The 23,417-nt window shown below is 56.6% G+C and carries 23 protein-coding genes; 20 read left to right on the top strand and 3 right to left on the bottom strand.

Annotated features, from left to right (window positions below; genetic code table 11):
* The first annotated feature begins 268 nt into the window (after positions 1-268).
* From V7730_RS15105 to V7730_RS15095, 3 genes are read left to right on the top strand one after another with little or no spacing between them, the layout of a single operon-like run.
* A complete protein-coding gene (locus V7730_RS15105) occupies positions 269-973 on the top strand; it encodes an ABC transporter permease (protein WP_335748429.1) in 705 nt (234 codons plus the stop codon).
* Positions 967-1,680 (top strand): ATP-binding cassette domain-containing protein, encoded by a 714-nt coding sequence (locus V7730_RS15100; protein WP_335748431.1) that lies wholly within the window; start codon positions 967-969, stop codon positions 1,678-1,680. Before V7730_RS15105 ends, V7730_RS15100 begins: the two co-directional genes overlap by 7 nt.
* On the top strand, positions 1,677-2,480 hold the full coding sequence (locus V7730_RS15095) for a substrate-binding domain-containing protein (RefSeq protein ID WP_335748428.1): 804 nt from the start codon (positions 1,677-1,679) through the stop codon (positions 2,478-2,480). Before V7730_RS15100 ends, V7730_RS15095 begins: the two co-directional genes overlap by 4 nt.
* An 86-nt stretch (positions 2,481-2,566) precedes the next feature.
* On the opposite strand, the gene V7730_RS15090 is transcribed toward V7730_RS15095, so the two are convergent.
* Positions 2,567-3,037, bottom strand: a complete 471-nt coding sequence (locus V7730_RS15090) for a MaoC family dehydratase (protein WP_335748427.1) — start codon at positions 3,035-3,037, stop codon at positions 2,567-2,569.
* A gap of 10 nt (positions 3,038-3,047) precedes the next feature.
* A complete protein-coding gene (locus tag V7730_RS15085) occupies positions 3,048-4,052 on the bottom strand; it encodes an NADP-dependent oxidoreductase (protein WP_335748426.1) in 1,005 nt (334 codons plus the stop codon).
* 46 nt (positions 4,053-4,098) lie between these two features.
* On the opposite strand from V7730_RS15085, the gene V7730_RS15080 reads away from it, so the two are divergent.
* On the top strand, positions 4,099-4,752 hold the full coding sequence (locus V7730_RS15080; protein WP_335748425.1) for a histidine phosphatase family protein: 654 nt from the start codon (positions 4,099-4,101) through the stop codon (positions 4,750-4,752).
* A 42-nt stretch (positions 4,753-4,794) separates the two neighbouring features.
* On the opposite strand, the gene V7730_RS15075 is transcribed toward V7730_RS15080, so the two are convergent.
* Positions 4,795-5,793: an NADPH:quinone oxidoreductase family protein gene (locus V7730_RS15075; RefSeq protein ID WP_335748424.1), complete on the bottom strand. Its 999-nt coding sequence runs from the start codon at positions 5,791-5,793 to the stop codon at positions 4,795-4,797.
* Between the two features lie 138 nt (positions 5,794-5,931).
* Between V7730_RS15075 and V7730_RS15070 the strand changes: the two genes are divergently transcribed.
* The 16 genes from V7730_RS15070 (at position 5,932) to V7730_RS14995 (ending at position 23,412) form a co-directional block, all read left to right on the top strand.
* Complete coding sequence (locus tag V7730_RS15070) at positions 5,932-7,101, top strand: acyl-CoA dehydrogenase family protein (protein WP_335748423.1); 1,170 nt, start codon at positions 5,932-5,934, stop codon at positions 7,099-7,101.
* Positions 7,098-8,213 carry an acyl-CoA dehydrogenase family protein gene (locus V7730_RS15065; RefSeq protein WP_335748422.1) on the top strand — a complete coding sequence of 372 codons (1,116 nt, stop codon included), beginning with the start codon at positions 7,098-7,100 and terminating at the stop codon, positions 8,211-8,213. Before V7730_RS15070 ends, V7730_RS15065 begins: the two co-directional genes overlap by 4 nt.
* 2 nt (positions 8,214-8,215) lie before the next feature.
* The gene (locus tag V7730_RS15060; RefSeq protein WP_335748421.1) at positions 8,216-9,037 is read left to right on the top strand and encodes an SDR family oxidoreductase; all 822 of its coding nucleotides are present in this window, start codon (positions 8,216-8,218) and stop codon (positions 9,035-9,037) included.
* Entirely contained in the window at positions 9,037-9,963 is a 927-nt protein-coding gene (locus tag V7730_RS15055; protein ID WP_335748420.1) for an SDR family NAD(P)-dependent oxidoreductase, read from the top strand. The genes V7730_RS15060 and V7730_RS15055 overlap by 1 nt, the downstream gene beginning before the upstream one ends.
* 15 nt (positions 9,964-9,978) lie before the next feature.
* Positions 9,979-11,175, top strand: coding sequence for an acetyl-CoA C-acyltransferase (locus V7730_RS15050; protein ID WP_335748419.1), 1,197 nt, complete (start codon positions 9,979-9,981; stop codon positions 11,173-11,175).
* A 72-nt stretch (positions 11,176-11,247) separates the two neighbouring features.
* Entirely contained in the window at positions 11,248-12,240 is a 993-nt protein-coding gene (locus V7730_RS15045; protein ID WP_335748418.1) for an NAD(P)H-dependent flavin oxidoreductase, read from the top strand.
* 78 nt (positions 12,241-12,318) lie between these two features.
* A complete protein-coding gene (locus V7730_RS15040; RefSeq protein ID WP_335748417.1) occupies positions 12,319-12,969 on the top strand; it encodes a histidine phosphatase family protein in 651 nt (216 codons plus the stop codon).
* 12 nt (positions 12,970-12,981) lie between these two features.
* The gene (locus tag V7730_RS15035; RefSeq protein WP_335748416.1) at positions 12,982-14,010 is read left to right on the top strand and encodes a phosphotransferase family protein; all 1,029 of its coding nucleotides are present in this window, start codon (positions 12,982-12,984) and stop codon (positions 14,008-14,010) included.
* Positions 14,011-14,012: 2 nt separating this feature from the next.
* Positions 14,013-14,804 carry an IclR family transcriptional regulator gene (locus V7730_RS15030; protein WP_335748415.1) on the top strand — a complete coding sequence of 264 codons (792 nt, stop codon included), beginning with the start codon at positions 14,013-14,015 and terminating at the stop codon, positions 14,802-14,804.
* A 428-nt stretch (positions 14,805-15,232) separates the two neighbouring features.
* On the top strand, positions 15,233-16,477 hold the full coding sequence (locus V7730_RS15025; protein ID WP_335748414.1) for a branched-chain amino acid ABC transporter substrate-binding protein: 1,245 nt from the start codon (positions 15,233-15,235) through the stop codon (positions 16,475-16,477).
* A gap of 76 nt (positions 16,478-16,553) precedes the next feature.
* Positions 16,554-17,510 carry a branched-chain amino acid ABC transporter permease gene (locus V7730_RS15020; protein ID WP_335748413.1) on the top strand — a complete coding sequence of 319 codons (957 nt, stop codon included), beginning with the start codon at positions 16,554-16,556 and terminating at the stop codon, positions 17,508-17,510.
* Positions 17,507-18,802, top strand: coding sequence for a branched-chain amino acid ABC transporter permease (locus V7730_RS15015; protein ID WP_335748412.1), 1,296 nt, complete (start codon positions 17,507-17,509; stop codon positions 18,800-18,802). Before V7730_RS15020 ends, V7730_RS15015 begins: the two co-directional genes overlap by 4 nt.
* Positions 18,799-19,560 (top strand): ABC transporter ATP-binding protein, encoded by a 762-nt coding sequence (locus V7730_RS15010; RefSeq protein WP_335748411.1) that lies wholly within the window; start codon positions 18,799-18,801, stop codon positions 19,558-19,560. Before V7730_RS15015 ends, V7730_RS15010 begins: the two co-directional genes overlap by 4 nt.
* A gap of 14 nt (positions 19,561-19,574) precedes the next feature.
* Entirely contained in the window at positions 19,575-20,258 is a 684-nt protein-coding gene (locus V7730_RS15005; protein WP_335748430.1) for an ABC transporter ATP-binding protein, read from the top strand.
* On the top strand, positions 20,258-21,463 hold the full coding sequence (locus V7730_RS15000) for a serine hydrolase domain-containing protein (protein WP_335748410.1): 1,206 nt from the start codon (positions 20,258-20,260) through the stop codon (positions 21,461-21,463). The genes V7730_RS15005 and V7730_RS15000 overlap by 1 nt, the downstream gene beginning before the upstream one ends.
* A complete protein-coding gene (locus V7730_RS14995; protein ID WP_335748409.1) occupies positions 21,460-23,412 on the top strand; it encodes an acetoacetate--CoA ligase in 1,953 nt (650 codons plus the stop codon). Before V7730_RS15000 ends, V7730_RS14995 begins: the two co-directional genes overlap by 4 nt.
* The last annotated feature ends 5 nt before the right edge of the window (positions 23,413-23,417 follow it).

Here is a 23,417-nt window from a genome sequence, read left to right as displayed (position 1 = left end):
GTCCGTCTCGGGTAGGGCGCGTTCCGACCTCCTCATGCTCCATGCAACAACGCCCATTAATGGCCTCATTCTCGCTTTCTATCCCTTGCTGTTGAAATCGGGTGCCCGTCGAATTGCCCCAGATGTGGAAATATCCGCGTCATTAGATTGATAAACCTCGCAAAAATTTACCCAAGCATTTGAGATGCGCTCTTTTCCTGCTGCACAGCATCTTTCACCTAGCTAGAGTGCTGACAGAACCAGACAGGGCAGGGGAGTCGCGTGCTTTATGGGCGATTTGTGGGCAGGTTTATCAGAGGCGTTCCGGCTGCTTGTCACGCTGGACAGTGATCTTGTAGAGATAACCCTGCGGTCGCTTCAGGTGACGCTGTCGGCATTAGTGATCGGCTCGGCCATCGCTTTACCGCTAGCCGCCTTTTTAGCCGTGCGCCGGTTCCGCTGGCGGCGCAGTGTGATTGCGGTGCTCAACGCGCTTATGGGGTTGCCGCCCGTTGTTGTCGGGTTGGTTGTATATATCCTGTTGTCCCGCTCCGGACCTTTCGGGGTCTTGGGTCTGCTCTTTACGCCTACGGCAATGATTATCGCACAGGTCATTATTATCGTGCCATTGATTGCCAGCATCGCTCATCAATCGCTGCGCGATCTATGGAGCGAGTATCACGATCTGCTGATCTCCATGAATGTTACGCAGGGGCAGAAAATGCGTACCCTTCTTTGGGATGCACGCCGCGCGCTGCTTACGGCATCTCTGGCGGGTTTCGGGCGTGCGATTGGTGAGGTTGGCGCGATCATGATTGTTGGCGGCAATATTGAACACGCCACCCGTGTCTTGACCACGGCCATTGCCCTTGAAACCGGCAAGGGTGATTTTGCACTCGCATTGGGTTTGGGGGTCGTCCTGATCGGACTTGCGATCATGGTAAATCTATCGATTCACTGGCTGACCAAAACCGAACAGGAGGGCCGCTGGTGAGCTTATTCCCTCTTTCGGTGCGCGGTGCGCAAACGTCTCGGCGCGGCAAGGTCTTGGTAGGGCCGCTGGACCTTGATTTGCGTGGTATTGGTGTCACGGTTGTCATGGGGCCTAATGGTTCAGGCAAAACAACTTTGTTGCGGCTTCTGCATGGCGCGGCTCGTCTGACGGCGGGGCAAATAACTTGGGCCTGTGACGAAGCGCAGGCACGTCGGGAACAAGCGTTTGTCTTTCAGCGGCCCGTCATGTTGCGGCGTGGTGTCCTTGAAAACCTGATGTATCCTTTGCTTTTGCGCGGCGTAGCCAAGCCCCAAGCGTGCACTCAGGCCGAAGATTGGGCCAAACGGGTCGGATTGGACGGGATGCTTGCGCGACATGCGACCCATTTGTCAGGGGGAGAGCAGCAGAAGCTTGCCCTTGCGCGCGCAATGATCACACAGCCGGAATTGTTGTTTCTGGACGAACCCACTGCCGCGCTTGATGGTCGCGCCACACGCGAAGTAGAGGCGGTTTTGCGCGCGGCGCGGGCCTCGGGGATGCAACTGGTTATGAGCACCCATGATTTGGGTCAGGCACGCAGGCTAGCAGACGAAGTGATCTTTTTGCTGCATGGCGCTGTCCAAGAGCACACGCCCGCGCGCGAGTTTTTTGACGCGCCCAAAAGCATTCAGGCAAGAGCATTTTTAAGAGGAGATATCGTCGAATGAGAACTATTATACTTGCTACAGCTTTGACTGCATGGGCGGGTATTGCTGCCGCGCAGGATATGATGCGCATGGCGGTCACAACATCATTTCATAATTCCGGCCTTGCCGATGTCCTACTGCCCGCCATCGCAGAAGATTTGGGGCTGGAGGTGCAGCTGCTGGTTGTGGGTACAGGCCAAGCGATCAAGTTAGGGCAAGCAGGAGACGTGGACGCAATTCTGGTCCACAGCCGCACCGCAGAAGAGGCGTTTATCGCTGAAGGGTACGGACCTTATCGCCGCGAAATCATGTATAATGATTTCGTCCTGATCGGCCCTGCCGGCGATCCCGCCCAAACGGGTCAGGCGACAACAGCGCAGGCCGCTTTGCAGGCCATTGCCGAAACAAAGGCAACCTTTGTTAGCCGTGGGGATGACAGCGGCACTCACAAGAAAGAGCTTGGCCTTTGGAAGCAGGCGGGTCTCAACCCAGAGAGCTTCGAGCCGTGGTACAAGGCGGTCGGAGCTAGCATGGGCGCTGCGCTGAATACTGCATCGGGGCTTGATGCTTACGTTCTGTCGGATCGGGCAAGCTGGCTAAACTTTGGCAACAAGGGCGATCTTGCAGTTCTGTTTGCGGGCGATCCCGTGCTGTTTAACCAATACGCTTATCTGCCGGTGAGCGTGGAACGCCATCCGCAAGTCAAAGTCGCTCTCGTACAGAAGCTGGAAGAATGGTTGACCTCGGCGCGCGCGGCAAAGTTGATCAACGGCTATACGATTGCTGATCAGGCGCTGTTTACCTTCAACGCTACGCCTTAAGTCTAGACTTCCATCGTCTGGCAGTGTGTTCACTGCCTCATCAATAAAAAGCGCCTGCGCATATATATTGCGCAGGCGCTCATTGTTTAGTCTTCGAAAACAGCCATGCCCAGCCATTCAGCGATAAGGGCAGGTGTCTTCTCGCCCTCGATCTCGATTGTCAGAAGGTTCTCTCGCAGCAAGTTCACGGGACCTTTCGGGGTCACTTTTTGCAACGTAAAGCGCCCGCGCAGACGTGAGCCAGCAAGAACCGGTTTCAAAAACCGCAGCTTGTTCATGCCATAGTTGATGCCCATTACCTGACCGGGCAGCATGTTAAAGCAATCATAGGCAAACCGGCTCGCGAGCGAGAGCGTGAGGAACCCGTGCGCGATTGATCCGCCAAACGGCGTCTCTGCTGCAGCGCGTTCTGGATCGACGTGAATCCATTGCTCGTCGCGTGTGGTTTTTGCGAACTCGTCGATCATTGCCTGATCAACGGTAATCCAGTTTGACACCCCGACTTCAGTACCGATGACCTTTTCTGCTTCGGCAAGGGCTGTATCGCGTGCTGACATGGGAATCTCCTCAGGATGGATCAGCGGACACGCGCACCATGCGCTTGCCCTTATTATCGCCGTTGAGCAGGCCGATCAGCGCAGATGGCGCGTTTTCCAAACCTTCAACGATGTCTTCTGTTACTTTCAATTGGCCGCGTTCCATCATGCCTTGCATGGCGCGGATGGCTTTTGCGTCGTTTTGGGTGAAATCCATCACGATAAAGCCCTCCATCCGCAAACGCTTGACCACAATCGCGCCGGGCAGATTGCGTGGGCCAGTTGGTGACGTGCTTTGATATTGGCTGATGGCGCCACAGCAGACAATACGGCCGCGTTCGTTCATCAGGTTAAGTGCGGTCTCAAGAATTTTGCCGCCGACGTTGTCGAAATACACATCCACCCCTTCAGGGCAGGCGGCGCGCAGGGCTTTGAACAACCCGTCCGCGCGGTAATCAATACAGGCGTCAAAGCCGAACTGCTCCATCACCCAGTCGCATTTCTCTTGCCCGCCGGCGATGCCGACAACGCGGCAGCCCAGTGACTTGGCGATCTGACCGACATAACCGCCAACCGATCCCGCCGCAGCAGAGACCAGAATGGTCTCACCTGGCTGCGGCTGACCTACGGACATCAGACCGTGATAGGCGGTCTTGCCTGCAATCCCGAAGACAGACATCAGATTTGAAAGCTTCGGCACCGTCGGCAATTTGGTGACTTTATTTGCCGACGCGGTGACATAATCTGACCATGTAGCCTCTGCTGAGACAAGATCCCCAACGGCCAGTTTTGGGGAATTGGATGCGGTGACTTCGCAAATTGCATAGGTTGGCATCGCATCGCCTGCGTTTACCGCTGCGCGGTAGGTAGCACCCTGCATCCATGAGCGGTTGGCTGCGTCGATTGACATCAGGATAACGCGCAGCAGAACCTCGCCTTCGCCCGGCGTGGGCATAGCGGTTTCGGTCAGTCTGAAGTTTTCTGGCGTGAGTTCGCCTTTAGGTAGTTCGGCAACGACGATTTGGCGGTTTGTCATGTGGGGTTCCTTGAGGCTAGTGTGTGGAAATATGAAAGGATACTTAATGAGCAACGAAGCGCGACAGCACAGGTTCACCCCACCGCAGGGAGCCACGGATATCTTGTTGATCCGTCATGGCGAAACACAGGCCGCTGTTCGTGGCCAAACGTTTCCCATGGTGGACGGGCAAGGCGATCCGCCTTTGCGTCCCGAGGGTGAAGCGCAGGCGCATGCCGTAGCCGCGCGGCTGAAGTCCGAAGCGATCGACGCGATTTACGTGACCACCATGCAGCGCACCCATCAGACTGCTGCGCCGCTGGCGACCGCGTTGGGCATTGCGCCGCTGGTTGAAGCAGATCTGCGCGAAGTTTTTCTGGGCGACTGGGACGGCGGCGAATTCCGTTTCCGCGCGGCTGAAAATGACCCGGCAATCCTGCGCGCGCGCGAAAAAGAATGTTGGGGAGAGCTTCCCGGCGGTGAGACATTTGTTGCCCTGCAAGCGCGTGTTGTGCGCGGCCTGCGGCGCATTGCTGGTGCGCATCCCGATCAATTGGTCGCGGTGGTTGTGCACGGCGGCGTGGTTGGTGCAGCTTTGGCCGCAGCAACCGGCTCGCGGAACTTCGGATTTAACGGTGCTGACAATGGCTCGATCAGCCGCGTTGTAATCCATGGCGAACAAATGATCCTGCGAGGGTTCAATGACGTGGCGCACCTTTAAGGCGCGCCACGCTTTGATAGAGACAGAATAGGGCATTAGAGCCTAATCAACGTCCAATACGACTTTGCCCAGCACCTTCCGGTCCATCATCAGGTTCAGCGCATCGGCGGCCTTTTCCAGCGGGAAGCGGGCCGAGATGCGCGGCTTGATGAGGCCTTCTTTATACATGCTGAATAGCTCGGCCATGTTCTCTGCGTGCATTTCAGGTTCGCGCAGCGTGTGCGCCCCCCAGAACACGCCAACAATCTGCGTGCCCTTCAGCAGTGTCAGGTTCAGCGGAATTTTTGGGATACCAGCAGGGAAACCCACCACAAGGAAGCGGCCCTTCCACGCAAGCGCGCGCACGGCTGGTTCTGCATAGGCGCCGCCCACTGCGTCATAGACGACGTCCACGCCGTCACCGCCTGCCAATTCTTTGATCTTGGCAGAGAATGCCTTTTGCGCATCACGATTATCCATGTCGCGCGTGTAGATCAGCGTTTCGTCCGCGCCCAGTTCACGGCAGAACTGCGCCTTTTCCTCGGACGATACGGCGGCAATCACGCGTGCACCTGCCGCTTTGCCCAATTCAATTGCCGCAGCGCCAACGCCACCAGCCGCGCCAAGAATCAAAAGCGATTCGCCGGGCTGGATTTCGGCGCGGTTTTTCAGCGCGTGATGGGAGGTTCCGTAGGTCAGCACCAAACATGACGCTTCGTCAAATGGCATCGCGTCAGGGATCTTCATGACCCGCGCTGCGTCGATACACAGATGAGTCGCGAAGCCGCCAAAGCCGGACATGGCCAGTACACGGTCCCCGACTGCAAGGCCCTCAACGCCCTCGCCAAGCGCTTCGATTTCGCCCGCGACTTCCCCGCCTGGCGCGAAAGGACGCGGCGGTTTCATCTGGTACATATCCTTGATAATCAGCGTATCGGGGAAGTTCAGGCCCGCCGCACGTACGCGGATGCGCACCTGATTTTTCTTCGGTTCGGGCGCTTCCATCTCGGTTAGCTTCAGTGTTTCCGGCCCGCCGGGCTCGTGGCTTAGCATCGCTTTCATCTCGGGGTATCCTCCATCTTATTTGGCCTGTAATGGGCCTGTGCAACTCATGCTTGTCAATCGAATTTCGAAATGCAATTCTGCTGTGCGGAATGGTGGCCCGCAAGAGGCCATGTGTGTTCAACGGGAGGAAGATGAATGGCTGAGGCATTGTCTGCGGAAGATTTCCGCACGGAATTGCGCGATTGGCTGGAGGCAAATTGCCCCGCCGAAATGCGCGATGGTGGCATAACAGAAGATGGTATTTGCTGGGGCGGCAAGAACTGGCTTTTTACCTCCGACGCACAAAGGCAGTGGCTGGAGCGCTGTGCCGACAAGGGCTACACTGTGCCGACGTGGCCGGTTGAATACGGTGGCGCGGGCCTGACCCGCGAACAGGAAAAGGTTTTCCATTCCGAGATGGACCGCATCAACGCGCGGAACCCGCTGCAAAGCTTTGGCATCTGGATGCTTGGCCCCGCACTTCTTCATTTCGGCAGCCATGACCAAAAGCTGGAATATCTGCCCCCCATCGCGCGCGGTGAGGTTCGTTGGTGCCAAGGCTACTCCGAGCCGGGAGCAGGTTCCGATCTGGCAAACGTACAGACCCACGGTGCAGATATGGGCGATCACTGGCTGGTGAATGGTCAGAAGATCTGGACCTCCTATGCCGACAAGGCCGATAAAATTTTTGCGCTGGTGCGTACGGACCGTGAAGCGCCCAAGCATAAGGGCATTTCCTTCCTGCTGATTGATATGGATGATGCAGGCGTAGAGACTCGCCCGATCAAGATGATCTCGGGCATTTCCCCTTTCTGCGAAACGTTCTTTACTGATGTGAAGGTCCCGAAGCATCGGATCGTCGGTACTGAAAGCCGTGGTTGGGACGTTGCGAAATATCTGCTGACCCACGAACGTGAGATGATCTCGGGCGGAGGTGCGGGTCTGTCTGGCGGTGGGCGTGCGTTGGGCGCGGTGCTGACCGATACGCTTGAGACGCTGGATGCTACTCTTCGCGCGGATGCGATGCGCTGTGAGATTGACGCACTGACCATTGGCCTCACGCTTGAGCGGTACAAAGATCAGACAGAAGCAGGGCAGGGCGCGGGTGATGCTTCGGCCATGTTGAAGTACATGGGCACCGAGCTGAATAAGCAGCGCCATGAACTGATGATGACGGCAGGCGGCTCGGCTGCGCTGGAATGGGATGGTGATGTAGGTAATCGCGCAGGCGACTGGTTGCGCACCAAGGCGAACTCGATCGAAGGGGGCACCTCAGAGGTGATGCTCTCCATCGTGTCACGACGTGTATTGGGATTACCGGCATGAGCAAACTTGTACTAACCGAAGAAGAAACCATGCTCGCCGATATGGCGCGCGGATTTCTGGATGGTGCGGCACCGGTGTCTGCATTACGCAAAATGCGTGACGCGGGCGAAACCCACGATGCCAAGCTGTGGAAAAAAATGGCCGCGATGGGTTGGGCCGGTGTGTTGGTGCCCGAAGATGCGGGCGGTTCCGACATGGGGTTTGCTGCGGCCAATGTGCTGGCGCAAGAAATGGGCAAGACGCTTGTTGTCTCTCCGTTCCTTAGCACGGCCGTTATGGCAGCAACTGCGCTGCGTCAGGTCAGCGATGATCGCGCCAAAGCGGCGCTGGCCAAGATCGCAAGCGGCGACGTTACCTATGCGCTGGCGGTGGATGAAGGTGTCAAACATGACCCGGACGCAACAACGATGGAAGCCAAAGCAGACGGTAACGGTTTCCGTCTGACCGGCAAAAAGACCTTTGTGGTTGACGGTGCGATGGCCGACCGGCTGTTGGTACTTGCGCGCACAGCCGATGGGCTGACATTGTTTGATATCCCTGCCGACCGTGCAGGCATCACGCGCAACAGGTCCAACATGATCGATGCGCGCGACGCGGCGAAGATCGACTTTGATAACGTAGAGGCCACGGGCGAGGATGTACTGGGTCAGGTCGATTCTGCGATGACCATTCTCAAGCCGGCCTTGCAGGCGGGTCAGGCTGCCTTAGCCGCCGAGATGACAGGCCTTGCTGCTGGTGCCTTTGACATGACCGTTGGGTACCTCAAAGAGCGCAAGCAGTTCGGGGTCGAGATTGGCCGCTTTCAGGCGCTTCAACATCGCGCCGCGCACCTGTGGTGCGAGACCGAAGTGACCGCATCGGCCATTCTGAACGCAGGCCGGATGCTGGACAGCGATCCTGAGAATGCCGAACTTGCCGTGTCGCTTGCCAAAGCCAAAGCGACCTCGACTGCGACTTTGGCCGTGCAAGAAGGCGTGCAGATGCATGGCGGGATCGGTATGACGGATGCCTATGATATGGGCTTTTATATGAAACGGGCGCGCGTCGGGGCGGAATGGCTGGGTGACTACAGCTATCACGCCGAAAAAGTCGCAGCCCTGAGAGGATTCTGAAGATGGATATTCAAACGCTGTTCGGGTTGGGTGGTAAAGTTGCGCTGGTGACCGGCGGTGCCACTGGCATTGGTCGGATGGCTGCGGAATCGCTGATGCGTGCGGGTGCGACCGTGCTGATCGCCAGCCGCAAAGGCGACGCCTGTGAGGCCGCCGCAAAAGAGCTGAACGCATTGGGTGCCAGCGGCAAAGCAATCGGTTTCGCCGGAGACGTTGGTACCGAAGAAGGCGTGGACGCGCTGGTTGCCTCCGTGAAAGAGCGGACAGACAAGCTTGATATTCTGATGAATAACGCTGGCATCACGTGGGGCGCCCCTTTGGGCAATTTCCCTTTCAAAGCATGGTCAAAGGTGATGGACGTAAACGTGGCTGGGCTGTTTGACCTGACGCAAAAGCTGTTGCCGATGCTCAAAGCGTCCAGCAGCGTTGATGATCCTGCTCGCGTGGTAAACGTTGCCTCGGTTATGGGCGAACGCGAAATGGGTGATGGCGCCTACAGCTATGCCACGTCAAAAGCCGCCGTGATCCACATCAGCAAGATTCTGGCGAAAGAGCTGGCGGGCGATCATATCACCGTCAATAGCATCGCGCCTGGCCCCTTCGTGTCCCGCATGACTGCTTTTGCCACACACGACGAAGACATGCGCAGTAAGGTTGGTGATGACGTGCCGCTGAAACGTGTTGGTCGCGACGAGGATATCGGCGGCTGCATGTTGTTCCTGTGCGGACGTGGTGGTGCCTATATCACGGGCGCTGTGATCCCCGTGTCTGGCGGTATCAATGTCATGTCTGGCCCGAACATTTTCGAACAGGCGCTGCACTGATGGCTGATATCCGGTTTGATGGACGCGTGGCGATTGTCACAGGCGCGGGGGTCGGTCTGGGCCGCTCCCACGCTTTGGGCTTGGCTGCGCGGGGCGCGAAGGTTGTTGTAAACGATCTGGGCGTGGCGCGTGACGGAACGGGTAAATCCTCTGAAGCGGCCGAATCCGTTGTAGCCAAAATCAAGGCCATGGGCGGCGAGGCGATGAGCCACGGCGCTGACGTGAGCGATGAGGTTGGCGTCAAGGACATGGTCGCGCAAGCGATGGACGCATGGGGGCGCATTGATATTTGCGTCAACAACGCGGGCATCCTGATGGACAAAACCTTTGCCAAGATGGACATGGCTGCCTTTCGCAAGGTGGTAGATGTGCATCTGATCGGATCCGCCAATGTGGCCCATGCCTGTTGGCCGATCATGCGCGAGCAGAAATATGGCCGCATCGTGCTGACCTCGTCTGCGTCAGGTCTTTACGGCAACTTCGGTCAGTCCAACTACGGCGCAGCAAAAGCTGCTATGTTGGGCCTGATGAATGTGCTGCATATGGAAGGCGCGCGCGACAATATCCGCGTCAACACGCTGGCCCCCACAGCCGCCACGCGCATGACAGCCGACCTGCTGCCCGCAGAGGCGCAGGAACTGCTCGCGCCTGAGACGATCACGCCGGGCTTGCTGTATCTGGTAAGCGAGGACGCACCTAGTCAGGTGATCCTTGGCGCCGGTGCCGGCAGCTTTGCCGAAACACGGGTGTATGAGACCCAAGGCATCACCCTGATGGGCGATGACAACACTCCCGAAGCCGTCGCAGCACGGTTTGCGGAAATCAGAGACGACACAAACCAACAGCAACTGGGCGATGCTTTCGGCCAGACCAAGAAATACGCCCTCAATGCAGCTAAGGCCAAAGGCCTGAAGCTCGACTGGTAATATAGGAGACTACCCATGCGTGACGCAGTAATCGTATCCACAGCACGTACCCCGATCGGAAAAGCCTATCGCGGTGCTTTCAACAACACGACACCTCAGGCTCTGGCGGCCCACGCCATTGAAAACGCGGTTAAGCGCGCTGGTGTTGATGTGTCCGAAATTCAGGACTGCATCATGGGTGCCGCCCTGCAGCAGGGCCACTCCGGTGGCAACATCGCGCGTCAGGCAGCGATCCGTGCGGGTCTGCCTGTGACTGTCGCCGGCATGTCGCTCGACCGTCAGTGTGCCTCTGGCATGATGGCGATTGCGACAGCGGCCAAGCAGGTCATCATAGACGGTATGGATGTGGTCATCGGTGGCGGTGTCGAAAGCATCTCCATGGTGCAAACACCTGAAATGCGCGTAAAGGCTGATAGCTGGCTGAAAGAGCACAAGCCGGAAATCTACATGTCCATGCTGGAGACAGCCGAGACAGTTGCCGCACGCTATAACGTTAGCCGCGAGCGTCAGGACGAGTACGCCGCACGCAGCCAAGAGAACACTCATCTGGCGCAAGAAGCAGGCAAGTTCGACGACGAGATCGTGCCGATGACCACCAAGATGATGGTGCAGAATAAAGAAACCAAAGAGATCACCGAACATGAGGTGACGCTCTCCAAAGACGAGGGTAACCGCCCCGGCACAAGCGCCGAGATGCTTTCCGGTCTTCAGCCTGTGTTCAAGGACGGCCTTGTCATCAAAGAAGGCAAATACATCACAGCGGGTAACGCTTCGCAGCTGTCCGATGGTGCGTCTGCCACTGTGATCATGGAAGCCAAAAAGGCCGAGCAGATGGGCCTTGCTCCACTGGGTCGCTACATGGGCGTTATGGCCGCTGGCTGTGAGCCGGACGAGATGGGCATTGGCCCGATCTATGCTGTGCCACCGCTGCTGAAAGCACACGGTTTGACCATCGACGACATTGGCCTTTGGGAGCTTAACGAAGCTTTCGCTGTGCAGGTTATCCAGTCGCGCGATGTGTTGGGGATTCCGGATGAGCTGCTGAACGTCAACGGCGGCGCGATCTCGATCGGTCACCCCTACGGCATGTCCGGCGCACGTATGGTTGGCCACGCGCTGATCGAAGGCAAACGCCGCGGTGCCAAATATGTTGTCTGCACCATGTGTGTCGGCGGCGGCATGGGTGCTGCAGGTCTGTTCGAGGTTCTGTAAGCCTTGCAATTTGCGAACAAGAGGGGCGGCTTCAGTCGCCCCCTCACAGTCAATATGAATTCAGGATCTGTTATGCCACGTGACGACTCCCACCTGCCGAAAGCGCTGCAAGGTCTGCGCATCCCGCTCATTGCATCGCCGCTGTTCATCATTTCGGTGCCAGAGCTGGTAATTGCCCAGTGCAAGGCCGGGATCATTGGTTCCTTTCCGGCGCTGAATGCCCGCGAAGCGGAGGGCGAGCATCCCTTGCTCGACACGTGGCTCATGCAGATTAAGGAAGAGCTCGACCGCCACAATCAGGCCAACCCAGACAATCCTGCTGCACCTTATGCGGTCAACCAGATTGTTCACCGCTCCAACACGCGGCTGGATCGTGATCTGGAAATTTGCGTCAAACATGATGTTCCGGTTTGGATCACCTCACTGGGCGCACGCGTCGAAGTAAACGAGGCTGCGCATTCGTGTGGTGGTATCGTGATGCATGACATCATCAATAACCGCTTTGCCAAAAAGGCTATTGAAAAAGGTGCGGACGGCCTTGTTGCAGTGGCAGCGGGTGCGGGCGGCCATGCCGGTCAGCAGTCCCCGTTTGCTTTGATGCGCGAAATTCGTGAATGGTTTGATGGGCCAGTTGCCCTGTCGGGATCGATTGCCACGGGCGAGAGCCTGCTTGCAGCACGGGCAATGGGTGCGGACCTTGGCTATACAGGCTCCCCGTTTATCGCCACTGATGAGGCCAATGCCGATCAGGCATATAAGGACATGATCGTTGAATCCGGAGCAGAGGATATTGTCTATTCCTCTTTGTTCACCGGCGTTTGGGGTAACTACCTCAAAGGGTCAGTTAAGAACGCAGGCATGGACCCTGACAATCTGCCAACAGCAGATGCGTCTTCGATGAATTTCGGGTCTGACCGCGAAAAACCAAAAGCGTGGAAAACCATTTGGGGTTCTGGGCAGGGTATTGGTGCGATCAAATCGGTTGGACCTGCGGCTGCGATTGTGGACCGGATGGAGGCGGAGTATCAGGCTGCGGGCAAAAAGCTGGCGACGGAGTTCTCCTGATGTCGGAGCGGTTCACTCCTGACGCTGCGTTCGTGCGCCAAACGCAAATTGGGGGAAATTTCCCCACTGGGCGTCGGCATGGCTGAGTTACTTGTCATACGACACGGTCAGGCTTCTTTTGGGGCTGCGGATTATGACGTGCTTTCTGATCTGGGCCGAGCGCAGGCGCGTGCCGCTGGTGCGTGGCTACGTGAAGTGGGGTGGCAGCCTGACAGGGTTGTCACTGGTACGCTCAACCGTCAGATTGATACAGCGGTCGAGATGGGGTTTGAGCCCGTGCGCGAAGAGCATGCAGGGCTGAATGAATATGATTTTGGCAGCCTGTTGGATTCGCAGTTCGGTGGTGAAGTGCCCGATCTGGTTAAAGGTGACCGGAAGGTACATTTCCGCACCCTGCGGGAGACAGTCTTTGCCTGGCAAAAAGACGAGATCGAAAACCCGTACGAGACTTGGGCCGCCTTTGCGGAACGGGTTGAAGCAGCTCGTGCATTTGCCGTAGATACGGACGCTAAGCGGGTGCTGATTGTCAGTTCCGGTGGCGTGATCGGACAACTCACCGCCGCATCTTTGCATGCACCAGCGCAACACATGATGAACCTCAACCTCCAGATCAAAAACGCTGCTATGACGCGGTTTGTGTTTTCGGGTAGCCTGTTCTCCTTGAACGAGTTCAACGCAACACCGCACTATGCCACGCCGGATGGCATGAAATTGATGAGTTACAGTTAGGGACGGCCAAAAATGACGGATACGCAAACCCTCGATGAATCGGCAGTAAGCGCTTACTTGACCGAAAATCTGCCGGGCTTCGAAGGGCCGATGGAAGTGACCAAGTTTCAGGGCGGTCAATCGAACCCGACGTTCATGCTTAAGACACCGGCGCATTCCTATGTGTTGCGGCGCAAACCGCCGGGTGTGCTGCTGAAATCCGCCCATGCCGTAGATCGTGAGTTTCGCGTGCAAAAGGCGCTGGAAGGATCGGACGTTCCAGTCTCCAAAATGCACCTGCTATGCGAAGACGACAGTGTGATTGGCTCCATGTTCTACATCATGGACCATGTGCAGGGCCGTAATTTTAACGAACCGGCGATGCCTGACCTGACAAACGCCGATCGTGGTAAAGTCATCACAGAGATGAACCGCGTTCTGGCTGCGCTGCATTCGGTGGACATCAATGCGGTGGGGCTGGCTGACTACGGCCCTGAAGGCAACTATTTCGAGCGGCAAGTCGGCCGTTGGTCAAAGCAGTACCGTGCGTCAGAGACGCAAAGCATTCCGGCAATGGATCAGTTGATGGATGCACTGGTGGGCGGACGCCCCGCGGATGATGGCCAGCGCACGCTGGTGCATGGCGACTACCGGATCGACAACATGATCTTTGATGCAACAAGCACTGACTGCCGGGCTGTTCTTGACTGGGAACTGTCTACCATTGGTCACCCCTTTGCCGATCTCGCGGCGGTCATCATGCAGTGGCAGTTGCCAGCAGGCTCCGAAGGACGTGGCATGGGCGGGCTGGATCGCGCGGCTCTAGGCTTGCCAAGCGATGAAGAGTTTATCGCAGAATACTGCGCGCGGCGCGGGCTCAGTGGCATCGACAACTTCGGCTACTACCTTGGTTTCGCGTTCTTCCGCATGGCGGCGATCATTCAGGGTGTGCTGAAACGGGCGCTGGACGGCAACGCGTCAAACCCTGAACGCGCCATGAAGGTAGGCGCCTTCGTTCCAGTGTTCGCACAGCACGGGCTTGATGCCCTTAAGCGGGGTTGAGCATGGAGCAGTTTGATCCCGAGCTGGAGAGCAAGGACCGCAATTTTGTGACAGCTTTGGCCCGAGGGCTTGAGCTGTTGCGGTGCTTCAGGCGCGGTGATCACACGCTGACGAATAGTGATTTTTCTGAACGCACAGGTCTACCGAAGGCGACAATCTCGCGTCTGACGCATACGCTGTGTGAGTTGGACTATCTGGTGGCTGATAGCCGCGTGGGGACGTATCGGTTGTCGGCTGGTGTGCTGCGGCTTGGGTTTAGCAGGCTCGCTGCGATGGATATGCGTGACCGCGCCAAGCACGAAATGAGCGCGCTGCGGACGAAAGGGCCAAACCCGTATGTGACGGTCGCACTTGGCGAACAGCATCGCACCGAGGTGATCTATCTGGCGACAGAGAGTTCCAATGAAGGCGTCACGCTGATGGTGCGTGTCGGCTCCAGGCTGCCATTGTTCCATTCTGCAATGGGTAAGGCGATCCTTGCGGTAACGCCCGAAGATCGCTGTGAGCAAATTTTTGGCTTTGCCCGTGCCGAGGGTGAGGACGTAGAAAAGGACGCGCGCGCCTGCTACAAACAGGCCTTGTCCGAGTATGCAGCAAATGGGTTTTGCACCGGATATGGTAATTGGCGCTCTGACGTAAACGGGATCGCTGTTCCGGTCCACTCACTGAGCGACGGACGCGTATACGGGTTAAATGTCGGCGGACCTTCATACCATGTGAAGCCCAAACAGCTTGAAACAGTCTACGCACCAAAGCTGTTGAAGTTGGCTGAAGGTCTCAGCGCCAAGGAATAACCGCGCTTGGCACGGAATCAAATTCTGGTCCAAGTCCACTCGCGGGGCGTTGTTCCGCATGGCGGAACTCGCTGGATTTTGACTGATCGTTAAATGCACTGAATGTTTAGGGAAGTTGCTCAGCGCTGTGCAACTTTTTAATAATATTTTCCGCCCACAGTTAGGGTTTTTTGATCACTAATTGGTGCAACAAACCACGGCGGAACTTTACTAAAAGCATTTTATATCAGTTAGTTAACGTGGTCTCCTTGCAGGGGAAAGGCGCACGCGCCCTAAGGATTGATTAAATTTCCGCCACGTAACGCCTGAAAAACCGCGCTCTCATCCGCATGTGAGCGCTTGACTTACGGCGGGGGTATGTAAGTCTCTCCTCATAGTCCATTTATAAAGATCGCAAACAGCGACGGGCTTTCCTAGGGAGGAATAAAATGAAGAATATCACTAAGCTTGGTGCGGTCTCCGCGCTGTCACTCATCATCGGCGCAAGTGCTGCGTTTGCCGAGAACATTAAGGTCGCCTTCATTGACCCTTTGTCTGGCCCATTCGCAAGCACGGGCACAAACGGTCTGCACCAGTTTGAATTTGCTGCTGACTATATGGTCAACGCGAACGGTGGTCTGCTTGACGGCCAGCAGATGGAAGTCATCGGGTTCGACAACAAAATTAGCCCGAAAGAATCTCTGATCCAGTTGCAGGTCGCGATTGACCAAGGTGTCCGTTTCATCGTGCAAGGTAACTCTTCAGGGGTTGCGAACGCGCTGACCGAAGCAATCGACAAGCACAACAAGCGTAACCCTGACAGCCGCGTGCTGTTCTTGAACTACGCCGCGGTTGATCCAGCGCTGACAAACGACAAGTGCAACTTCTGGCACTTCCGTTTTGACGCCAACGCGGACATCAAAATGGACGCGCTGACGGATGTCATGGCGAAAGATGAGAACCTCAAGAAGGTTTATATCATTGGTCAGGATTATTCCTTCGGTAAAGCTGTGGCTGCTGCGGCAGTAGACATGCTGGGCACAAAACGCCCCGATGTTGAAATCGTAGGCAACGAGCTGCACCCGATCGGCAAAGTGAAAGACTTTACTCCTTACAGCCGTAAGATCGTCGCGTCCGGTGCGGATGCGGTTATCACTGGCAACTGGGGTGCAGACATGCTGGGCTTGGGTAAGTCGATCATCGAGAACGGATTTGAAGGCCCGATCTATACCTACTACGCGGCAGGCTCCGGTATCACCGCTGCATTCGGCGAAAGTGGTAAGGGTCGTATCCGTCTAGTTTCCCAAGGCGATATCAACCCAATCGGTTCCGACGAAGCGCGTGAGCTTTATAACGCGTTCAAGGCGAAGTATCCTGACGGCAACATCGACCAAAGCCGTATCTTCAACACCATCGGCATGCTTTCCGAAGCGATCACGCAAGCGGGTACAGCAGATGATGTTGTTGCCATCGCGTCCAAGCTGGAAGGCATGGAGTACGACAGCATGTGGGGTGGTAAACTGTTCATGCGTCCACAGGATCACCAGCTGATCCAGAACATGAACGTGGGTGTACACACCGATGAGAACGTCGAGTTTGATTACGACAACTCGGGTTTCGGCGTGGTGACAGAGTCCACAATTGAGATGGCGTCCATGGACAGCCCGACAACTTGCGAGATGAAGCGCCCTTAAGCCGCGCTTATCGGCCCGCCCGCGACTATCGGGCGGGCCTTCCCCTATCTGATTCACATTTTACCGGAGGGGCCTAATGGACCTCATTCTCGTCAATCTGATCGACGGGCTGGTGACAGGACTGCTGTTGTTTATGCTGTCCGCCGGCCTGACCCTTATTTTCTCGATGATGGGTGTACTGAACTTTGCCCATGCGAGCTTCTACATGCTGGGCGCTTACTTTGCCTATCAGATCAGCATTGCGCTGGGGTTCTGGATGGGCCTTCTGATTGCGCCGCTGATCGTCGGCGTGCTTGGCGCCGGAGTTGAGCGCTACGGTCTGAGGCGTGTGCACCAGTATGGCCATGTTCCAGAGCTGATCTTTACATTTGGTCTGGCCCTGCTAATCGAGGAATTGGTCCAGTTTATCTGGGGCAAAAACCAGTTGCCTTATGATGTCCCGGACATTCTGAATTTCACAGCTTTTGCCATCTCTGGTAACTCCATTCCTGCGTATAAGATCTTTATGATTTTCATCTCCATCAGCATTTTTATCGGGCTACTCTATGTCCTGACGAAAACGCGCGTGGGTATGATTATTCAGGCCGCGCTCAGCTATCCGCGCACGGTTGAAGCGTTGGGTCACAATGTACCGCTAATCTTTATGGGTGTGTTCGGCGTCGGCACAGCGCTGGCCGGTGTGGCTGGTGTCATTGCAGGACCTGTGCTTGGCACCTTCCCTGGCATGGCCTTCGTTCTTGGCTCTATCGTGTTTGTGACCATCGTGATCGGCGGGCTCGGCTCCCTCTGGGGGGCTTTGGTGGCCTCGCTATTGATCGGCTGGATCACCACATTCGCCAAGTCGTATAATATCGAGATGGAGAATGTCCTGAACGCCATTGGCATCGCAACGCCGGAAAATCTGGATGACAATATTTTCCGCGACTTCTGGAGCCTTACCAGCCCGCAGATCGCTGACATCCTCCCCTATATCCTGATGGTGCTGATCCTTATCTTCCGCCCCGCAGGACTGTTCGGAAAGCGCACCTCATGACAGATCAGTTGACAACCGACCCGTCCAAGCCCGCACAGCGTATGCGTGCAGGTTCTATGACACTCACGCTAGCGCCATGGATCATCGCTGCTGTAGCAATGATGATGATGCCGCTGGTGTTTACCAACAACTCCGCGCTAACGATCATGAACCAGATGTCGATAACGATCATCTTTGCATTGGCGTATAATATGCTGCTGGGGCAGGGGGGCATGCTGTCCTTCGGCCATGCGGTTTATGCCGGTGTGGGTGGTTTTGCCTGCATGCACATCATGAACATGTCGGATTTCTTTGCATCTATTCCGCTGGTCATCCTGCCGGTCTTTGGCGGATTGTTCGGGATGGGCCTTGCCTTGATCGTTGGCTCGTTCTCGACACGCTCGGCGGGGACAGTATTTGCCATGATCTCGCTTGGGGTAGGTGAGTTGATCGCGGCCTGTTCGGTGATCATCGTGGCCTTTTTCGGCGGCGAAGAAGGCATCAGCGGCGACCGTACCTACGCGCAGCCGTTCTTTGGTGTCGAATTCTTGCAGCAGATCGAGGTGTACTACCTGACCGCTGCATGGGTCATCATCTCAGCCGCGCTGATGTATCTTTGGAGCCGCACTCCTGTCGGACGCATGGCCAACGCCGTGCGCGACAACCCGGAGCGGGCAGAGTTTCTTGGCTATTCCTCACGCTGGGTACGCTACTATAGCTTCGTTGCCTCAGGTTTTTTTGCAGGCATCGCGGGTGGTCTTTTTGCGATCAACTACGAAATCCTGACCGAAGAAAACCTCAACACAGCTTCTTCCGGTGTTATCTTGTTGGTGACATTCTTGGGTGGTGTCGGCTTTTTCTTCGGGCCGATCATCGGGGCAATCGCCTTTACCCTGCTGCAAACCGTGCTGAGCCTTTCGACCGAGCTTTGGGCCTTTTACGCAGGTTCGCTTTTCCTTGCGACAGTGATGTTCTTTCCAGGCGGTCTTGCAGGATTGATCATGATGCACGTTCCGGCCTTCAAGCTGGGTAAGGCCAGCCAGCTAGTCGTCCCCTATCTCAAGACGCTATTGCCGGGGGCAATCGGATTACTGGGTGCTGCGGCACTGGTAGAGATGACGTTCCACTTCCGTCATGCAGCCACTGGTGATGATGAAATGACGATCTTCTGGACCACTTTCAACAGTCACGAAGTTCTGCCTTGGATCATTGCGGGTGCGATTACCTTAATTGGGCTCGGCATTGCAAAGGTCACTGCACCATCCCTCAAGGACGCATGGAACGAAGCCAATTCAGCAGGAGGCGCATCATGAGCACGCCAGCCCTTGAACTCAGCGGCCTGAAGAAAAGCTTTGGCAAGGCCGAGATTATCCGTGGCATCGACTTGAGCATCGGTAAAGCCGAGCGTCACGCAATTATCGGCCCGAACGGGGCCGGTAAATCGACGCTGTTCAACCTGATTACCGCACGTTTTCCGGCCACAGCGGGTTCGGTTAAGCTGCACGGTGAGAATCTTGCCGGACTGGAGCCGTATCAGATCAACCGAAAGGGGCTCAGCCGCTCCTTCCAGATCACGAACATCTTTCCGGCGATGACCGTGTTTGAAAATGTGCGCTGTGCGCTTTTGTGGTCGCAAGGGTACAAGTACAGCTTCTGGGATCTGGTAAACCGTAAGCGTGATCTGACCGAGGGCGCCGAGGCGATCCTTGACCAGATCAACCTGCTTGAACGGCGCAACCTGCCTGCAGGCACGCTCAGCTACGCTGAGCAGCGCGCGCTGGAAATTGGCATCACCATCGCGGGTGGGGCTGATGTGATCATGCTCGACGAGCCGACCGCCGGTATGAGCCACTCTGAAACCGACTATATCACCGACCTGATCATGAAAGTCACCGTGGGCAAAACCCTAGTGATGGTGGAACATGATATGGGTGTGGTGTTCGGTCTTGCCGACCAGATCAGCGTGCTGGTCTACGGTGAAATCATCGCAACGGGCAAACCTGCGGACGTGCGGGCAGATCCGAAAGTTCAAGAAGCCTATCTGGGCGCAGCATTGGAGGCAGAACATTGATCGAAGTCACCGACATGCACGCCTATTACGGCAAATCCCATATCCTTCAGGGCGTCACCCTGAACGTACAAGAGGGCGAGATTGTCGCCCTTCTGGGTCGCAACGGCGTAGGGCGTTCCACCACTTGTAAGGCGATCATGGGAGAGGTCACTCCGCATGGGTCCGTGAAATTCCGTGGTAAGGAAATCGCGGGCAAAAAAGCCTATGAAGTTGCCAACATGGGCATCGGATATGTGCCGGAGAACCGCGATATCTTTCCCGGCCTCACCACGCGCCAGAACCTGACGCTGGGCCTAAAACCCGGCCAGAAGGACGGTGCAGGTCGTTGGTCCATGCAGATGATGTTTGACATGTTCGAAAACCTTGACCGCCGCGCGGATGTTGAAGCATCGGTGCTGTCGGGCGGAGAGCAGCAGATGCTTACTATGTGCCGTACATTGATGGGCGATCCTGATTTTGTCATGATTGATGAGCCGACCGAGGGCCTTTCACCGCAGATGGTGCAGAAGGTGGCCGAAGTGCTCAAGGCGATTGCTGAGAAAGGCATCTCAACTTTGTTGGTGGAACAGAAGCTGAGCATCGCGATGGACATTGCCGACCGCGTTTATGTGATGGGCCATGGACAAGTTGTGTTTGAGGGGACACCGAACGAGCTCAAGGCACGCGAAGACGTGCGCAAGGAGTGGCTCGAAGTCTAATGACGTCCTTTGATACCGCCCGCCTTGGTCGCATTGGCGACTGGATGCAAACCTATATAGACGCCCGCCGCTTGGCGGGCGCCTCTGTCTTGATCGCCCAAGGTGGCAAGGAAGTCTATTACCACCAGTGTGGTTTGCGCGATGTCGCGCGCAGAGCTGCATGGGAGCGCGATACTGTGGCGCGCATCTACTCGATGACAAAACCGGTAACTTCTGTGGCCCTGATGATGCTAGCAGAACGCGGTCTGTTCCATCTTGACGCGCCGCTGTCAGAGTTTATTCCGGCCTTCTCAGATATGCATTGCTTGCTGGATGGTGCCACGGCGATTGATCAGGTGGAGCGATGCGCCACGCCGACGCTGCATCACCTTTTGACTCACACTGCTGGCCTTAGTTATCCATTCAATCCGGGTGTTCTGGGACAGGAAATGGCCGATCAGGATATCGTGTTTCGCGCGGATCAGGGCACGCTTGCGCACATGTGCGATCGGGTTGCCGCATTGCCGCTGGCCTTCGCGCCGGGCAAGCGGTGGGAGTATTCGGTCGCCATCGATATTCTTGGCCGCGTGGTCGAAGTGATTAGTGGCAAGACGCTGGAACAGTTTTTCATTGAAGAGATATTTGATCCACTTGGCATGAATGAAACGCGGTTTTCCGTGCCGACAACAGCACGCGACCGGTTTGCCGCTTGTTATACGCCGCTGGCGGGGGACGCGTTTTCGGTTGGCAAAGTCGACCGCGCCCCTGAAACTTTGCGACTGATAGATGATCCTGCGGAATCCCCTTTCCTGAATGCCCAGATGCAATCGGGCGGTGGCGGGCTTGTCGGGACCATCGATGATTATCTGAAATTCACTGAGATGATGCGCACGGGTGGTGCGGGCCTGATCGGCCCCAAAACCCTGTCATTCATGATGCGCAACCATCTGGAGGGCGATATTGCCTCTATGGGTCCTAGCAGTTTTGCAGAACAACCAATGGAGGGGATGGGCTTTGGCCTTGGGGGCGCTGTTCTGCTTGATTCAGGTCGCGCCCGTTCGGCTGGGCATGTCGGAGACTTTAGCTGGGGCGGCATGGCCTCAACATTTTTCTGGGTTGATCCGGTGGCTGATCTGTCTGCCATCTTCTTTACGCAACTCATCCCGTCGAGCGCCTATCCAGCGCGCCCGCAACTAAAAGCACTCGTTCACGGAGCCATGACATGAGCCGCATTCTGTGGAGCCCGACGCAAGAGCGGGCAGACGCATCAACGATGGCCGCGTTCGAACGGTTTGTAGAAGAAAAGCGCGATCTGACGTTCGAAGATTACAACGCCATGTGGCAGTGGAGCGTTTCCGATCTTGAAGGCTTTTGGGCGTCGATCTGGGAATTCTTCGACGTCCACGCATCCGCACCCTACACCCGCATCTTGGGCGACCGCTCTATGCCGGGGGCACAGTGGTGCCCCGGCGCTATGCTCAATTACGCCGACAACATCCTGCGCCATGCCGAAGGCCGCACCGAAGAGACAGCGATTGTCAGCTTCTCCGAAACGTCGGGCCGCAAGGAACTGACGTGGGGAGAACTTCGGGCGCAGGTAGCATCGCTCGCGGCGCACCTGCGGTGGATGGGCGTTGAGCAAGGCGACCGTGTGGTGGCCGTTTTGCCCAATACCGAAGTCGCATTGATTTCGTTACTCGCTACTGCCAGCATCGGGGCTGCGTGGTCTTTATGTGCGCCCGACATGGGCCAGGTGGCCATCGTGGACCGGTTTAAGCAGATCGCGCCCAAGGTGTTCATCGCTCAAGACGGTTACGTCCACGCAGGCAAAACGATTGACCGCCGTGAGGTGCTGGCCCAGATCAACGCCGAGCTGCCAAGCGTTGTGCAGTTCGTCACGCTGCCAATTGTGGGTGATCTGCCCGAAGGGCATGTGGCGTGGGACAGCCTGTTGCACGACGACGTGCCTTTCGAGGCGACGCAGGTGCCTTTCGATCAGCCGCTCTGGATTGTGTATTCCTCAGGTACGACGGGCAATCCCAAGCCTATCGTGCACGGACATGGAGGCATTATTCTTGAGGCCGCCAAACAGTCCCTTCACCATGACCTGACGTCCAAGGACCGCTTTTGCTGGCTCACTTCTTCGGGGTGGATCATGTGGAACGCGCAGTGGACGGCGCTGGGGCAGGGGGCGACTGTGTGCATGTATGACGGCGCGCCCAATCATCCCGATATGCTAGCGGTCTGGCGCTTCGTCGCAGATGAAAAGCTGACGTATTTCGGTGCCGGTGCCGCGTTCTTTGCAGGCTGTCTGAAGACGGGTGTGACGCCACGCGATGCTGTTGATCTCTCTGCCCTACGCTCTCTTGGCTCAACTGGATCACCGCTGAGCGCGGACGCCTATGACTGGATATACCGCGATGTGAAGGAAGATGTATGGCTTGCGCCTATCTCTGGCGGGACCGATCTGGCGGGGGCTTTTGTACTTGGCCACCCCGGAATGCCTGTGCGCGCAGGTGAGATGCAGTGCCGCGCGCTTGGCAATGCGGTCCATGCGTATGATCCACTCGGCAACGAGTTGATCGGCGAAGTGGGAGAACTTGTCTGCACCCAACCGCTGCCGTCCATGCCGCTGTTCTTTTGGGGCGACGATGATGGCACGCGCCTGTTTGAAAGCTATTATAACACCTATCCTGGTATCTGGCGGCACGGTGACTGGATCAGTATTGATGAAAACGGCGCTAGCGTGATCTATGGCCGTTCCGATGCTACAATCAATCGCAAGGGACTTAGGTTAGGTTCGGCTGAAATCTATCAGGCTGTGGAAGGTCTTGAAGACGTGCTTGATAGTCTAGTGGTTGATCTGGAGTTCCTCGGGCGCGAAAGCTTTATGCCGCTTTTCGTGGTGCCAGCCGAAGGCGTTGCCTTTGATGATGCGCTGAAGGATAAGATCAATCATGCAATCCGAGCAGGTGTCTCTGCGCGCTTTATCCCGAACGAGATCGTCCAAGTGGCCGAAATCCCGCGCACTCTTTCGGGTAAAAAGCTTGAGGTTCCGGTAAAAAAGCTGTTGTTGGGGGGTGACCCCGCAAGCGTGGTAAACCGTGACAGCATGGCCAACCCCGCAAGCTTTGATTTCTTTATCGCCTATGCGAAAGCACGGGCCAACGCCTGAGGCCC

Source organism: Sulfitobacter sp., assembly GCF_036961165.1.
Classification (GTDB): domain Bacteria; phylum Pseudomonadota; class Alphaproteobacteria; order Rhodobacterales; family Rhodobacteraceae; genus Sulfitobacter.
Note: the sequence above shows the minus strand (reverse complement) of the source record. Positions and strands in the feature narration are given on the sequence as shown.

Bases quoted from the DNA above. Each gene is read 5' to 3' on its own strand.
- V7730_RS15035 (WP_335748416.1), top strand. From the start codon at position 12,982: ATGACGGATACGCAAACCCTCGATGAATCGGCAGTAAGCGCTTACTTG.
- V7730_RS15015 (WP_335748412.1), top strand. From the start codon at position 17,507: ATGACAGATCAGTTGACAACCGACCCGTCCAAGCCCGCACAGCGTATG.
- V7730_RS15020 (WP_335748413.1), top strand. From the start codon at position 16,554: ATGGACCTCATTCTCGTCAATCTGATCGACGGGCTGGTGACAGGACTG.
- V7730_RS15010 (WP_335748411.1), top strand. From the start codon at position 18,799: ATGAGCACGCCAGCCCTTGAACTCAGCGGCCTGAAGAAAAGCTTTGGC.
- V7730_RS15050 (WP_335748419.1), top strand. From the start codon at position 9,979: ATGCGTGACGCAGTAATCGTATCCACAGCACGTACCCCGATCGGAAAA.
- V7730_RS15080 (WP_335748425.1), top strand. From the start codon at position 4,099: ATGAGCAACGAAGCGCGACAGCACAGGTTCACCCCACCGCAGGGAGCC.
- V7730_RS15075 (WP_335748424.1), bottom strand. From the start codon at position 5,793: ATGAAAGCGATGCTAAGCCACGAGCCCGGCGGGCCGGAAACACTGAAG.
- V7730_RS15090 (WP_335748427.1), bottom strand. From the start codon at position 3,037: ATGTCAGCACGCGATACAGCCCTTGCCGAAGCAGAAAAGGTCATCGGT.
- V7730_RS15055 (WP_335748420.1), top strand. From the start codon at position 9,037: ATGGCTGATATCCGGTTTGATGGACGCGTGGCGATTGTCACAGGCGCG.
- V7730_RS15000 (WP_335748410.1), top strand. From the start codon at position 20,258: ATGACGTCCTTTGATACCGCCCGCCTTGGTCGCATTGGCGACTGGATG.
- V7730_RS14995 (WP_335748409.1), top strand. From the start codon at position 21,460: ATGAGCCGCATTCTGTGGAGCCCGACGCAAGAGCGGGCAGACGCATCA.
- V7730_RS15060 (WP_335748421.1), top strand. From the start codon at position 8,216: ATGGATATTCAAACGCTGTTCGGGTTGGGTGGTAAAGTTGCGCTGGTG.
- V7730_RS15025 (WP_335748414.1), top strand. From the start codon at position 15,233: ATGAAGAATATCACTAAGCTTGGTGCGGTCTCCGCGCTGTCACTCATC.
- V7730_RS15065 (WP_335748422.1), top strand. From the start codon at position 7,098: ATGAGCAAACTTGTACTAACCGAAGAAGAAACCATGCTCGCCGATATG.
- V7730_RS15045 (WP_335748418.1), top strand. From the start codon at position 11,248: ATGCCACGTGACGACTCCCACCTGCCGAAAGCGCTGCAAGGTCTGCGC.
- V7730_RS15005 (WP_335748430.1), top strand. From the start codon at position 19,575: ATGCACGCCTATTACGGCAAATCCCATATCCTTCAGGGCGTCACCCTG.
- V7730_RS15095 (WP_335748428.1), top strand. From the start codon at position 1,677: ATGAGAACTATTATACTTGCTACAGCTTTGACTGCATGGGCGGGTATT.
- V7730_RS15085 (WP_335748426.1), bottom strand. From the start codon at position 4,052: ATGACAAACCGCCAAATCGTCGTTGCCGAACTACCTAAAGGCGAACTC.
- V7730_RS15070 (WP_335748423.1), top strand. From the start codon at position 5,932: ATGGCTGAGGCATTGTCTGCGGAAGATTTCCGCACGGAATTGCGCGAT.
- V7730_RS15040 (WP_335748417.1), top strand. From the start codon at position 12,319: ATGGCTGAGTTACTTGTCATACGACACGGTCAGGCTTCTTTTGGGGCT.
- V7730_RS15105 (WP_335748429.1), top strand. From the start codon at position 269: ATGGGCGATTTGTGGGCAGGTTTATCAGAGGCGTTCCGGCTGCTTGTC.
- V7730_RS15030 (WP_335748415.1), top strand. From the start codon at position 14,013: ATGGAGCAGTTTGATCCCGAGCTGGAGAGCAAGGACCGCAATTTTGTG.